Origin of the sequence: Amycolatopsis sp. M39 (genome assembly GCF_001651785.1) — a bacterium.
Taxonomy (GTDB): Bacteria; Actinomycetota; Actinomycetes; order Mycobacteriales; family Pseudonocardiaceae; genus Amycolatopsis; species Amycolatopsis rubida.
Genome location: NZ_LWSF01000005.1, coordinates 252,102 through 265,355, shown reverse-complemented (window position 1 = coordinate 265,355; position 13,254 = coordinate 252,102). Strand labels below are relative to the sequence as shown.

General features: G+C 69.9%; 10 protein-coding genes. 7 read left to right on the top strand and 3 right to left on the bottom strand.

Features of this window, described 5'->3' with window-relative positions; translation table 11 throughout:
• Complete coding sequence (locus A4R44_RS15680; protein WP_067580634.1) at nucleotides 1-1,500, bottom strand: aldehyde dehydrogenase family protein; 1,500 nt, start codon at nucleotides 1,498-1,500, stop codon at nucleotides 1-3.
• A 63-nt stretch (nucleotides 1,501-1,563) separates the two neighbouring features.
• Complete coding sequence (locus A4R44_RS15675; protein ID WP_067580632.1) at nucleotides 1,564-3,210, bottom strand: sigma-54-dependent Fis family transcriptional regulator; 1,647 nt, start codon at nucleotides 3,208-3,210, stop codon at nucleotides 1,564-1,566.
• Nucleotides 3,211-3,339: 129 nt separating this feature from the next.
• Between A4R44_RS15675 and A4R44_RS15670 the strand changes: the two genes are divergently transcribed.
• A complete protein-coding gene (locus tag A4R44_RS15670; protein ID WP_232791621.1) occupies nucleotides 3,340-3,909 on the top strand; it encodes a YdcF family protein in 570 nt (189 codons plus the stop codon).
• Nucleotides 3,910-4,464: 555 nt separating this feature from the next.
• Here A4R44_RS15670 and A4R44_RS48975 read toward each other — a convergent pair.
• The gene (locus A4R44_RS48975; RefSeq protein ID WP_067580628.1) at nucleotides 4,465-5,505 is read right to left on the bottom strand and encodes a TetR/AcrR family transcriptional regulator C-terminal ligand-binding domain-containing protein; all 1,041 of its coding nucleotides are present in this window, start codon (nucleotides 5,503-5,505) and stop codon (nucleotides 4,465-4,467) included.
• Between the two features lie 84 nt (nucleotides 5,506-5,589).
• Here A4R44_RS48975 and A4R44_RS15660 point away from each other — a divergent pair, with 84 nt between their 5' ends.
• The 6 genes from A4R44_RS15660 (at nucleotide 5,590) to A4R44_RS15635 (ending at nucleotide 13,232) form a co-directional block, all read left to right on the top strand.
• Nucleotides 5,590-7,056: an FAD-dependent oxidoreductase gene (locus A4R44_RS15660; RefSeq protein WP_067580626.1), complete on the top strand. Its 1,467-nt coding sequence runs from the start codon at nucleotides 5,590-5,592 to the stop codon at nucleotides 7,054-7,056.
• Between the two features lie 9 nt (nucleotides 7,057-7,065).
• A complete protein-coding gene (locus A4R44_RS15655) occupies nucleotides 7,066-7,494 on the top strand; it encodes a MarR family winged helix-turn-helix transcriptional regulator (protein ID WP_067580624.1) in 429 nt (142 codons plus the stop codon).
• Between the two features lie 388 nt (nucleotides 7,495-7,882).
• Nucleotides 7,883-9,505: an ABC-F family ATP-binding cassette domain-containing protein gene (locus tag A4R44_RS15650; RefSeq protein ID WP_067580621.1), complete on the top strand. Its 1,623-nt coding sequence runs from the start codon at nucleotides 7,883-7,885 to the stop codon at nucleotides 9,503-9,505.
• Nucleotides 9,502-11,118, top strand: a complete 1,617-nt coding sequence (locus A4R44_RS15645) for an ABC-F family ATP-binding cassette domain-containing protein (protein ID WP_067580620.1) — start codon at nucleotides 9,502-9,504, stop codon at nucleotides 11,116-11,118. The genes A4R44_RS15650 and A4R44_RS15645 overlap by 4 nt, the downstream gene beginning before the upstream one ends.
• A gap of 276 nt (nucleotides 11,119-11,394) precedes the next feature.
• The gene (locus A4R44_RS15640) at nucleotides 11,395-11,934 is read left to right on the top strand and encodes a serine hydrolase domain-containing protein (protein ID WP_232791641.1); all 540 of its coding nucleotides are present in this window, start codon (nucleotides 11,395-11,397) and stop codon (nucleotides 11,932-11,934) included.
• 155 nt (nucleotides 11,935-12,089) lie between these two features.
• Complete coding sequence (locus A4R44_RS15635; RefSeq protein WP_067580617.1) at nucleotides 12,090-13,232, top strand: SPFH domain-containing protein; 1,143 nt, start codon at nucleotides 12,090-12,092, stop codon at nucleotides 13,230-13,232.
• Nucleotides 13,233-13,254: the final 22 nt, after the last annotated feature.

Genomic DNA, 13,254 nt, shown 5'->3' with positions numbered 1-13,254 from the left:
TCACAGCGCGATGTTCACGGACTTGGTCTGCGTGTAGAGGTCGAGCGCGGCCGCGCCCAGTTCCCGGCCCCAGCCGGATTGCTTGTAGCCGCCGAACGGCATCGCCGTGTCGAAGCCGTTGTACTGGTTGACCCACACCGAGCCTGCCTTCAGTTCCTTCGCAGTACGGTACGCCTTCGCGACGTCGCGTGTCCAGACCCCGGCAGCCAGTCCGTACTCGCTGTTGTTGGCCGCGGCGGCCACGCCCTGTTCGGCGTTGAACGGCATGGCCGCCACGACCGGGCCGAAGATTTCTTCCCGGACGATGCTGAATTCCGGTTTCACGTCAACGAAAACGGTCGGCTCGATGAAGTATCCGGTGTCGCCCCAGCGTTTTCCGCCGGTGAGCGCGCGGGCGCCGTCGGCGAGCCCTTCGCCGAGGTAGCGCGAAACACGGTCGAACTGCTCCTGGGAAACCATCGGCCCCAGCTGGGTTTCCGGGTCGAGTCCCGGCCCGATCTTCACCTGGCTCGCCGCCTGTGCGACCGCCTGAGTGAACTCCTCGAAAATCGTGTCCTCGACATACAGCCGCGTTCCGGCGACGCAGCACTGGCCGTGGTTGAACATCCACGCGTTGACCGAACCGGGCACCGCGAGGTCGAGATCGGCGTCGGCGAACACCACGTTCGGGCTCTTCCCGCCCAGCTCCAGGGAAACCTTTTTCAGGTTCCCGCTCGCCGCCTGGACGATCTTCTTGCCCACCTCGGTCGAGCCGGTGAAGGCGACCTTGTCGACGCCGTCGTGCGCGGCCAGCGCGGCACCGGCGTCGCCGAAACCGGTGACGATGTTGACCACGCCGGGCGGGAATCCGGCTTCCTCGAACAGCTTGCCCAGCAGCAGCGCGGTCAGCGGCGTCTGCTCGGCGGGCTTGAGCACCACGGTGTTGCCCGCGGCGAGCGCCGGCGCGATCTTCCACGCCGCCATCAGCAGCGGGAAGTTCCACGGGATGATCTGCCCGCACACGCCGACCGGCTCGCGCAGTGTGTAGGCGTGGAACTGCGCGTCCGGCGCGAACGGCATCGACACGTTCACCGTGCTGCCTTCGATCTTGGTCGCCCAGCCCGCGTAGTAGCGGAAGACGTCGGCGGCCCAGTTCGTGTCGACCGCCGTCGCGATCGCCGCGGACTTGCCGTTGTCGAGCGCTTCCAGCTGGCCGAAGATCTCCGCCCGCTCGGACAGCAGATCGCCGATGCGCCAGATCAGCCGTTCGCGCTCGTTCGGCTTCATCGCCGCCCACGGGCCCTCGTCGAACGCCTTGCGCGCGGCGGCGACGGCGCGGTTGACGTCCTCGGCCTCGCCGTGGGAGACCTCGGCGATCTTCTCCCCGTTCGCCGGGTCGTAGGTCGGGAACGTGCGGCCCGACGCGGCCGGGACCCAGTGCCCGCCGATGAGCAGTTCGAGCGGGCCGGACACGAACTCCCGGACCTCGGTGTGCAGGGGGAATTCCACCGTTGCGGTCACCTGACGCCTCCTCACTTCGTTGTGACGGAGGTCATCGTCACCCGGGGGACCGGGGGCGAAGTGTTACAGAAGTGGACAGTCGTCGGTCACGCCCAGCGCCTGCATGCGGCGGTAGAGCGTGGTGCGGCTGATGCCGAGTTCGCGGGCCGCGCGCAGCTTGTTGCCTTCGCTGGCGCGCAACGCCGTGACGATCGCGTTCCGTTCGGCGAGTTCGCGGCCGCCGAGCTGCCTCGTGCGCGAGCTGCCGCGATACGCGGGCGGCAGCTGGGCGAGGTCGATCACCCCCGTGTACGGAAGGCGCGACACTTCGCGCATCACCGCGCGCAGTTCGTGCAGGTTGCCCGGCCACGGATGCGTCCGCAGCGCGGCCAGCGCGGTACCGGTGAAATGCGGTTTCCGGTCCGGATACTCGTCACGGAGCATCGCCACGGCGATCGCGGGCAGGTCGTCGAGGCGTTCGCGCAGCGGGGCCAGGGTGACGGTTTCCGCACATCTCGCGGCGATCGCCGCGACGGCTGGGGACATTGCGGCCGATGGGACGGAAGTGAGCAGCAACCGGGCCGATTCCGGGCTGTCGAGCGCCTCGCCGACCAACGGGAGCAGGCTCTCCGGGAGCAGGTGAACGTCGTCCAGGACGACGGCGGCGCGCGGCTGCGCGACCAGGTCAGCGAATCTTGCCGCCCAGGCTCGCGGTTCCTCGCGCAGTGCGGCGGCGGAGTGCAGGACGACCGGATCGTCCACGCCGGCCCGCGCGCGGGCTTCGGTGGTGCGGCCGGTGCCGGATTCGCCTGTGATGAGGACCGAGCGTGCGGTTTTTGCCGCTGCGGGGGCCGGTTTCCGGCTGCTGCTCTGGCTCTTCGCGATGCGGAAGACGGCACCGTCTGCCGAACCCTCGACCCGCTCGGCTACGACCGAAAGGCTGATTCCGTCACCCACATCGAGGCGAGTGTCGAATACTCCGCGTTCCGGCACTTGCGGCAGCAACGTGCGCAACAGGGTCGGATCGGCGGGGCGAAGCTGTTCGATACAGGTTTCGTTGGCGAACACCAGATCGCCGCCGAGCACCGCGACCGGCATGCTGCGATGGTGCGTGGCCTGCTGGAACGCCAGGAACAGCCGCCGTTCGCAGGCGCGGGCGCTCTCCAGCACGAGCTGTTCGATGTCGCCGACGACGCGTTTCACCAGCGGCCCGAACAGCGGATTGCCGCTGTCGCTTTCGCCGGTGATGTCGAGGACGCCTTCGATCCGCCCGGTGAGCGGATGCCGGATCGGATGGCCGTAGCAGCTGAACCGCTTCAACGCGTCGGCGTAGTGCTCCTGGCCGTGGATTTCCACCGCCTGGCGAGATTCGTGCGGCGTGCCCAGCGCGTTCGTGCCGACGCGGCCCTCGCTGAGCTGCGAACCGTGCAGCACGCCGAGCTCCTCCAGCCGGTGCTGCATCCCGCGATCGCCGAACCAGCGGAAGACGAGACGGCAGTCGCGGTCGGCGAGCAGGATGGAGAACCGGGTGCCGGTCAGCTGCTCGACGAGCTGGTCCAGCACCGGACGGGCGGCGGTCATCAGCCTGCTGCGCGGATCGACGTCACCGATCGAAATCGCGGCCCGGTCCAGCTCCGGCACCACGCCGAACAGCTGGGACCGGCGCCACGAATCGGCGATCGGCGGCCGCAGGACAGCGGAGCCCTGCGACGGTATCCCTCCGAGCGACACTGCTCCTCCCGACTACCGGACGGCGACGTAGCGGTTCGTGTGACAGTACCTTCGCGGATCGACAAGTTCCAGACGTGCTTCTTTCCGTGACCTGGTCTGTCCTTTGTGGACAATGGTAGGGTCGGGTGCGTGCCGCGCCGTTTTCTGCTGTTTTTCGTCGTGTTGTTCGGCTGGGCCGAATGGGAACACTGGCGCGCCTCGCGCCGCGGGATGGGCGGCCGCCCCGGGACGTCGGGCACCGGCGAGGCGGTGGTCGTGCTCGGTTACCGCAACGGCGGGTCGCGGGCCAATTTCGTCAATCGCTGGCGAGTGCGAGCGGCAGTACGTTCGCAGGCGCCCGGACCGTCGCGACTGGTGCTGTGCGGCGGAGCCGTCGGCGGCGCGGAGACGGAGGCCGCGCTGATGGCACGATACGCGCGGGAGTACGGCTGCCGCGGGCCGCTCGTGCTCGAAACCGAGAGCCGGTCGACGTGGGAGAACGTGCTCCACGCGGTGCCGTTGATCGAGGACGCGGACCGGATCAAGATCGTCTCGAATTCCTTGCACGCGGAAAAAGCGCGGCACTACCTGCGACGGCACCGGCCGGATTTGGCGGAGCGGCTGGTGCCCGCGCGCGACTACCGGTTCGGGGAGTGGCTGGCGCTGAAGCCGGTGCTGGCGGTGATGGGGAAACGGAACCTGCGGCGGCTGCGGAGGTGAGCCGGGGGTGCCTGGCGGTGCGACTGGGGTTGCGGAGCCGCTAGCACCGAGAACTGGCGAACGCGGGTCGAAGGCGTCTCGCGGTACGTTGACATCGCGAGCGTGCGTGGACGGGCGTTTTGCCGTGCGCTGGCACCGTGAGCGTGCCGTGGACGGGCGTCTTGCGTTGTGTCGGCATCGCGAGCGTGCGTCGACGGGCGTCCTGCGCGCGAGCGTGCGTGGACGGGCGTCCTGCGGTGTGTCGGCACCGCGAGCGTGCATCGACGGGCGTCCTGCGGTGCGCTGGCACCGCGAGCGATCACGACCCGGAGAGATCTCGCCACACACCGTGCTCGCGAGCGCTGCGGCCGAGCGCGAGCCGGAGACATCTCGCAGCTCCGGGCATGCCTGCGGCCGAGACATCGCACGCACCGCGAGCACGCGCCTCGGGCCGAAGGCACTTTGCCGCGCAAAGGCATGGCGAGCAGCGCGAGCGAGCCGCAGCCGCAGCACAGACCTCACCCCGTCGGCGGGCACGCGTTCCGGGCTCGTGAGTGGCGATGCCGGCATCGCCACTCACGAGCCCCCGGGCAGGTGCGCGTTGATCTTGGCCACCAACGCTTCCAGCCCGGCCCGCTCGTCCCGGTCGAGCGGGGCGAAGACCATCTCGTCAGCCTCGGCCAGCACCTCGTCGAGCCCCGCGACCAGGTTGCTCCCGGCCGGAGTGGCATAGACGCGCTTGCGCCCGCCCTCCGTGCGGCGCTCGACCAGCCCGCGGCGTTCGAGCCCCTTCAGCAGCAGGGAGACGTTCGCGGGCGTCGTGTGACTCATCTCCGCGACGTCTCGCTGGATGACGCCAGGCCGCCGCTCCAGGTAGCCGAGCACCGTGGCCTGTTCGAAGGTGAGCTCGCGCGTACGGCTCCATTCCTCGATCCGCTTGTGCTGCGCCCAGCGAATCGACCGGAAAAGGTCGCCGGAGGTCGACCGCGGCTGATTTTTCCCGCAGCCAGTTAAGTACTTAACTGGCGCTTGAGGCTGGACCAGCGGCAGGAAAAGCTCGTCGACGATCGACCGGATCCGGGCGGGCCGCAGCGGCGCGAGATCCAGCAGCAAGTCGTGGCGCACCAGCTGGAACGGCAGTTCGAGCACCGTGCCGGAGAGGTGCGCCAGGTCGATCTCGCCCCGGTCGTGCGCGCGCTGGTAGATCGACCCTTGCGGGAGCAGCCGGTCGCCGATGATCCGGTCGCGGACTTCGCCGGGGGTGGCGGCGGCGCCGAACGACAGCCCGGAGAAAGCCGCGGCGGCCGCCATGGCGAAGAATCCGGCCAGTGCTTCGCTCGTCGAGGTCAGGTACGCGAGCAGATCACCGCGCAAACTTCCGGTGTCCGGGACGGCGATCGGGTTGACGTCGCGGTGCCGCCGCATCGCGGCCAGCACGAGTTCGTCCTTGTTGGCCCACCGCCGATAGAGCACGGCCTCGCTCGTGCGGGCCCGGACGGCGACCGATTCCATGGTCAGCCGCGCGTAACCGGCTTCGACCAGTTCGTCCCATCCGGCGGCCAGCAACGCGGATTCCAGCTGCTCGCCATGCCGGCGACGGGCGGTTTCAGGGGCCACTCAACTCACAATAGAAAGGTTTGCCTTTCTTAGCAAGTTTCCCTATCCTGGCGATCAGGAGTTCTTCGGAGCCAGGGGGTTGAAATGCCGAACGCAAACCTGTCCGCGCCGGAATTGCCGGTTCTGATCGTCGGTGCGGGCCCGACCGGGCTGACGCTGGCCTGCGAACTCGCCCGGCGCGGCGTCGCGTTCCGGCTGGTCGAAGCGTCCCCCGGCCTCCGCCCGGGCTCGCGCGGCAAGGGGCTGCAGCCGCGCAGCCTAGAGGTGTTCGACGACCTCGGCGTCATCGACCGCATCCTCGCCAACGGCCGGTCGGCGATGCCGATCCTGCTGACCGGCCCCGAAGGCCAGACGAGCGGCAGCCCGACCTACGAGGAACGACCCGATGTTCCTTACCCCGCATCGGTCATCACGCCGCAATGGCGGGTCGAAGAAACCCTCGGCCTGCGGCTGGCCGAACTCGGCGGCACGGTCGAGTTCGGCACCGCGCTCGAAAGTTTCGACCAGTCCGCCGACGCGGTGACGGCAGTGCTGCGCACCGGCGACCAGACCGAAACCGTCCGCGCGGAGTGGCTGGCCGGCTGCGACGGCGGCCGCGGTGTCGTCCGCAAACAAGCCGGAATCGCCTTCGAAGGCGAGACCGACGAACGGATCCGGATGATTGTCGCCGACCTGGCCGTCGACGGCCTCGACCGCGACGCCTGGCACATGTGGCGCTGCGCCGAGGGCTTCGTCAGCCTCTGCCCGCTGCCCTCCACCGACCTGTTCCAGTACCAGGCGCCCATCCTCGGCGAAACCGGCCTCGACCTCGCCACTCTGCAAACGATCTTCGACCGGCGAAGCGGCCGCGCCGACGTCCGCCTGCACGAGCCGGAATGGACGTCCCTGTGGCGCTCCAACACCCGCTTGGCCGACCGATACCGCGTTGGCCGCGTCTTCCTCGCCGGCGACGCCGCGCACGTGCACTCCCCCGCCGGCGGCCAGGGCATGAACACCGGCATCCAGGACGCGCACAACCTGGGCTGGAAACTCGCCGCCGGGGTACCGGAGCTGCTGGACACCTACGAGTCCGAACGCCGCCCGGTCGCCGCCGGCGTGCTGCGGCTGTCGACCGCGCGACTGGCCGAAGCCGCCGAGCAGAAGAGCATCCCGATCCGCAGCGACCGGGACACGACCCAGCTCAGCGTCAACTACCGCGGCTCCGCACTGGCCCGCGACGACCGCAGCGAGTCCGCGCAGCTCCGAGCAGGCGACCGCGCCCCCGACGCCCCCGGCCTCACCACCGCCACCGGCAACTGCCGCCTGTTCGACCTCACCCGCGGCGGCCGCTTCACGCTGCTGAACTTCGGTCCCCGATTCGACTCCCCGGTCCGCACCTTCCACGTCGTTCCCGAGCCCGCCGCCGACGACGAGATCGCCGATTCCGCCGGCCATCTGGCCCGCGCGTACTCCCCGGCCGACCGCACCCTGGTCCTGCTCCGCCCCGACGGCTACGTCGGGCTGATCTCCGACGCGGGCGACTTCTCCGCCGTCAAGGAGTACCTGCTCTAGCCTCTTCCCATGTCCGCCCCCGACGAACTGGCCGCCACGCTGTACGGCGCGGTCAGCCTGATCGCCCGCAGGCTGCGCCAAAGCCAGGTCGCGGCCGAACTGTCCCTGCCGGAACGCTCAGCCCTGTCCCGCCTCGACCGCGACGGCCCGGCCACCACCGCCGCGCTGGCCCGCGCCGAGCAAATCACCCCGCAAGCGATGAGCACGACCATCAGCGGCCTGTCCGTCCGCGGCTTCGTCACCCGCGACGCCGACCCCGCCGACGGACGGCAGATGATCGTCTCGCTGACCCCCGAGGGCAGCGAGGTGCTGCGGGCCCGCCGCGATGCCCGGATGCGCCAGTTCGCGGCTTCGCTCAGCTCGGGGTTTTCGCCGGAGGAGCTGGCGGTGCTGAAGGAGGCGGCACCGTTGCTGGAGCGGTTGGGGCAGACGTTCTGAACCGCTGTCCGTCCACTGTGGAACTCGGATGCGCATCCTCCGCTTCCTGGTATCCTGGCCGACGGACAGCAGACTCGATCAAGAGGACTCCTATCGTGGCAGGTGAAGACGACATCTCCGGGTGAGCCCGGGGCACGGGCCGTCACGGCACCGGCCCCTCGCTGATCCCTCGCGCGGTCCCAGGCCGCGCGTGGAGGTTCCCGTGCTGGTCAGGCGATGTACGCCCCCGGACCCACGGGCTGCGAGGCACTCTCGATCGAAGGCGAGCGCGCCGATCGGGTGAAGCCCAGGCACAAGCCGGGCAGCGGATCGCGAACGGCCCCACCTCAGTCGTCCACACCACCACCAGCGGGGACACCGCCCTGCCGATCCACCGCGAGGCCGCACCATGTCCGATCTTCGTATCGTCCTGTCCGGGATCTCCTTCTCCTGGCCCGACGACACCCTCGTCTTCGACCAGCTCTCCGCCACCTTCCCGGCAGGCCGCACCGGGCTCGTCGCGCCCAACGGGGCCGGGAAGTCCACTCTCCTGAAGCTCATCGCCGGGCAGCTCACACCGGCCGCGGGCAGCGTCACCGCCGACGGGGTGCTCGGGTATCTCCCGCAGGACCTGCCGCTCACCGCGGATCGCACGGTCGCTGAGGTGCTGGGCATCGACGCGATCCTCAAGGCCATCACGGCCGTCGAGGGAGGCGACGCGGCCGAGGAGCACTTCACCGCCATCGGCGCGGACTGGGACATCGAGGACCGCACCCGGGCGCAGCTGGACCGGCTCGGGCTTGGCGATCTCGCCCTCGACCGGCTGCTCGGCACGCTCAGCGGCGGACAGGTCGTCTCGCTCGGCCTCGCCGCGCAACTGCTGCGCAGCCCGGACGTCCTGCTGCTCGACGAACCCACCAACAACCTCGATCACGCCGCCCGCCAGCAGCTTTACGACCTGCTTTCCGACTGGTCCGGCTGCCTGCTCGTGGTGAGCCACGACCGTGCGCTGCTCGACCGGATGGACCGGATCGCCGAGCTCGGCGCGGGCGAAATCCGGTTCTACGGCGGCAATTTCACTGAATACGAACAAGCCGTGCGGGCCGAACGCGAGGTCGCGGAAAAGAATATCCGCAACGCCGAGCACGAGGTCAAACGCGAGAAGCGCGAAATGCAGCAAGCCCGGGAACGCGCGGACAAACGAGCGAGCAACGCGAAGCGCACTCTGTCCAGCGCTGGTCTGCCGAAGATTTTCGCGGGCACGATGAAGCGCAACGCGCAGGAGTCCGCGGCGAAGGCGGACGGTACGCATTCGGCGCGGGTCAGTGCGGCGAAGGCCAAGCTCGACCAGGCCGAACGGTCGTTGCGGGAGGATCAGAAGATCAGTCTGGAGCTGCCGAAAACGGCGGTTCCGGCTGGGCGGACGTTGTTTGACGGCAAGCATCTCCGAGTGCGCGGGCTGTTCGCGGGCGAGGGTGCGGACCTGTCTGTCCGGGGTCCGGAAAGAATTGCGCTTACCGGGCCGAACGGCGCGGGCAAGTCGACGTTGCTGCGGCTGACGCACGGCGGCCTCGCCCCGGACGCGGGCGAGATCAGCCGGGTGGACGGGCGCATTGCGTATCTGTCGCAGCGGCTTGATTTGCTGGATGCCGAACGGACAGTCGCGGAGAATCTCGCTGACGCCGCGCCGGAAATGCTGCCCGCGGACCGGATGAATCTGTTGGCACGCTTCCTGTTCCGCGGCGCGCGGGCGCATCTGCCGGTCGGGGTGCTGTCCGGCGGGGAACGGCTGCGCGCGACGCTCGCGTGCGTCCTGTTCGCCGAGCCCGCCCCGCAGCTGCTGCTGCTCGACGAACCGACGAACAACCTCGACCTGGTCAGCGCCGGCCAGCTGGAAAGCGCGCTCAACGCCTACCAGGGCGCGTTCGTGGTGGTCAGCCACGACGAGCGGTTCCTGGCCGAGATCGGCGTCGACCGCTGGCTGCGGCTGGAGAACGGGCAGCTCCGGGAAACGGCCGGGAGCACGGAATGACCGTCCTGCGCGCGCACGAGATCGTGCGGGTGCTCGGGGAACGGCGCGTGCTCGACGGAGTGTCGGTCACCGCCGCCCCCGGCCGCCGGATCGGGGTGATCGGCGAGAACGGCACCGGGAAAACGACGCTGTTGCGAGTGCTCGCGGGGGTGGACGCGCCGGATCGCGGCGAGGTCGAGCGGCCGCCGGATCTTGGCTTCCTGCACCAGGAGATGCCGTTCGATCCGGCCGAGACGGTCGCCGGCGTCCTCGATCAAGCCCTCGCCGCGGCCCGCGAAGCGCTGGCCGAGCTCGACCGGGTCGCGGCGCTGCTCGCCGAGGCGCCCGAAGAGGCCGCGCTCCTGACCGAGTACGCCGAATTGCTCGACCTGGCACAACAACACGAGGCGTGGGACGCGGACCGGCGCGCGGAGATCGTGCTCACCGGGCTCGGGCTCGCCGAGATCGAGCGGGAGCGCACGCTCGGCTCGCTTTCCGGTGGTCAGCGCGGCCGGCTCGCGCTGGCGGACCTGCTGGTACGCCGTCCGTCTGCGGTGCTGCTCGACGAACCCACCAACCACCTCGACGCCGAAGCCGCCGCGTTCCTCGAAGCGCAACTGCGCGAACTGCCCGGCGCCGTGGTGTTCGCCAGTCACGACCGGGCGTTCCTCGACGCGGCGTGCACCGACATCCTCGACCTCGACCCGGCTCCGGACGGCCCGGTACGCCACGGCGGCACCTACACCGAGTACCTCAGCTGGAAACGCGCCGAACGCGAGCGCTGGGAACGGCAGTACCTTGAGGAGCAGGAAGAACTGGAGGAACTGCGCGACGCGCTCGGCGTCACCACGCATCGGGTCGCGCCCGGCCGGCTCGCGCCGGACAACGAGAAAATGGGCCTCGGCCGCAGGTCCGGCCGGGTGCAGAACCAGATCTCGCGCCGGGCCCGGGCCACCGCTCGACGGCTGGACGAGCGGGAACGCGCCCAGCTTCCCGCGCCACCGCCGCCGCTGCGGTTCCGCCCGCGAGCACTGGCGGTCGAAAACCCGCGGGAAACCCTTGCCACGCTGGACAATGTGCGCCTTCCGGAGAGGCTTTCCCTGGACCGCCTGGAGATCCGGCCGAACACCCGGCTGCTGGTCACCGGCCCGAACGGCGCGGGCAAGTCAACGCTGCTTCTCCTCCTCTCCGGAGAACTCGACGCGGCGGGCGTCACCCGCCACCCTGGCACAACCACCGGAATCCTCAGCCAGGACACCGCTTTCGTCCGGCCACAACGGACCGCGCGCGCCACCTACCTCGCGAAGCTGGGTCCAGAACGCGTCGCGGCGGTACCGCTGAACTCGTTGGGGCTGCTGACAAATCGCGAAGCTTCCCGACCGGTCGGCGAACTGTCCGTCGGACAACGCCGCCGCCTCGCGCTCGCACTGCTCATCGCCGACCCGCCGCACCTGCTGCTGCTCGACGAGCCGACCAACCACCTTTCCCCCACCCTGTGCGACGAACTGGAGGACGCCCTCGGCACCAGCCCGGGCGCGATCGTGGCCGCCACGCACGACCGGCGGCTGCGCGAAAACTGGACCGGGCAAGTCCTCCACATCGGACCCGGCCACCGTGCTACTCCATGCGAGTGATCCGCGCCGGGCGGATGTCCGGCGGAAGGCTCCGGCAACGACCACCCCCGCGGAACATCCGCCGCGAAGGGAACGATCGATGCGGCACGAGGTCCCGCGCCGCCATGTCGGTTCCGGATTCATCCCGGGCGCGGTGGCCCCTTGTCGCTCACCGCGACGACGTCCAGGTCACCGCGATCGGACAGCTCGACGTCGGGAGCACCGCGCCGATGGCCCGCGACTCCGTCTTCCAGCCCGTCTCCAGCACCAAGCCGATCACCATGGCTGGCCGTGCTGATGCCGGTCGAGGACGGCCGGTTCGGCCTGGACACTCCGATCGCCGAACTGGCCGCCCCGATGGTCGTGCGGACGCCGCGGAACCCGGTCGACGACGTGTCCGCCGCACGGCCGATCACCGTCCGCGACCTGCTGACCTTCCGCGCCGGTTACGGCTTCCCCTCGGACTTCTCCCTTCCGCAGGTCCAGGAGCTGTTCACGGTGCAGACCGGCGGCCGCGAGGCCCGGCTGCGCCCGGAACCCGGCGGGTGGCTCGCCCGGCTGGCCCGCATCCCGCTGCCGCACCAGCCCGGCGAGTCCTGGCTGTATGACACCTGCGCCGACCTGCAAGGCATCCTGATCGCCCGCGCGTCCGGGGTCCCCGCCGCCCAACGCGACCGGTTCGCTCGCTACTACCGCTCGGCAGAAAACCAGCCGCGAGCTGCTCGCGGCCAGCCCGGTCTTCCTCGAAGGCCAGGGCCTGGGCTCCGGCGGCGCGGTCGTGGCAGGTCCCGGGCCGCTACGGCTGGGCCGGCGGCACCGGAACCAGCGCTTGCCTGACGCCGGCGAGGAGTTCGGTGGCGATCCTGCTCACCCGGTGGCGTACCGCACATGCAGGACTTTTGGCCGGAGACGGCCACGCCGGAGTGATCCGGCGCGAGCCGCGCACTGTACTGTGGCCCGCGGGCACGAGGCAACGCGACGAGGGGTCAGACGTGGGCATCTTCGACAAGATCCGCGGCGAGTTCATCGACATCATCGAGTGGACCGACGACAGCCGGGACACCATCGTGTGGCGCTTCCCGCGCTACGACAACGAGATCAAGATGGGCGCCAAGCTCACCGTCCGCGAATCGCAGGCCGCGGTGTTCGTCAACGAGGGCCAGGTCGCCGACGCCTATCCGCCCGGCATGTACACGCTGCAGACGCAGAACATGCCGATCATGTCCACCCTCAAGGGCTGGAAGTACGGCTTCAACTCGCCGTTCAAGGCCGAGGTGTACTTCGTCAACACCCGGCAGTTCACCGACCTCAAGTGGGGCACGCAGAACCCGGTCATCCTGCGCGACGCGGAGTTCGGCATGGTCCGGCTGCGCGCGTTCGGCGGCTACGCGGTCCGCGTGGTCGAGCCGGTCGCGCTGCTGAAGGAACTGGCGGGCACCGATCCGCAGTTCCGCACCGAAGAGGTGTCGGACTACCTGCGCAGCATGGTCATCAGCAAGCTCGGGCCCGCGATCGCGGCGGCCCAGGTGCCGATGCTCGACCTGGTCACCCAGCAGGACCAGATCGCGGGCAAGATCGCGAACGCGCTGAACCTCGAACTGCGCGAGGTCGGCATCGAGATCTCGAAGTTCATGATCGAGAACATCTCGGTTCCGCCCGAGGTCGAGGCCGCGATGGACAAGCGGACCCAGATGGGCGTGGTCGGCGACCTCGACCAGTACACGAAGTTCCAGTCCGCGAACGCGATCGAGGCGGCCGCGGGCAACCAGGGCGGCGCGGGCGAGGGGCTGGGCATCGGCCTCGGCATGGCGCTCGGCCAGCGCGCGGCCGGACCGCAGCAGCAGCCCGCCCCGCAGCAGTACCAGCAGGCCCCGCCGCAGCCGCAGTACCAGCAGCAGGCCCCGCCGCAGATGCCGCCGCCGCTGCCGCAGAGCGAGCAGTGGTTCATCGGCGCGAACGGCCAGCAGCTCGGCCCGTTCGACCGCGCGGGCCTCGGCCAGCAGATCTCCTCGGGCACGCTCGCGCAGGACACTCTGGTGTGGAAGGCGGGCATGGCGCAGTGGACCCCGGCCGCGCAGGTGCCGGAGGTCGCGGCGCTGTTCGGCGCGGCCCCGCCGCCGCTGCCGCCGTCCTGAGCCGCGTCAACCTTCTGGGGGA

Coding starts and splice junctions, on each gene's coding strand:
- A4R44_RS15660 (WP_067580626.1), top strand. CDS start 5,590: ATGCCGAACGCAAACCTGTCCGCGCCGGAATTGCCGGTTCTGATCGTC.
- A4R44_RS15655 (WP_067580624.1), top strand. CDS start 7,066: ATGTCCGCCCCCGACGAACTGGCCGCCACGCTGTACGGCGCGGTCAGC.
- A4R44_RS15650 (WP_067580621.1), top strand. CDS start 7,883: ATGTCCGATCTTCGTATCGTCCTGTCCGGGATCTCCTTCTCCTGGCCC.
- A4R44_RS15645 (WP_067580620.1), top strand. CDS start 9,502: ATGACCGTCCTGCGCGCGCACGAGATCGTGCGGGTGCTCGGGGAACGG.
- A4R44_RS15640 (WP_232791641.1), top strand. CDS start 11,395: ATGCCGGTCGAGGACGGCCGGTTCGGCCTGGACACTCCGATCGCCGAA.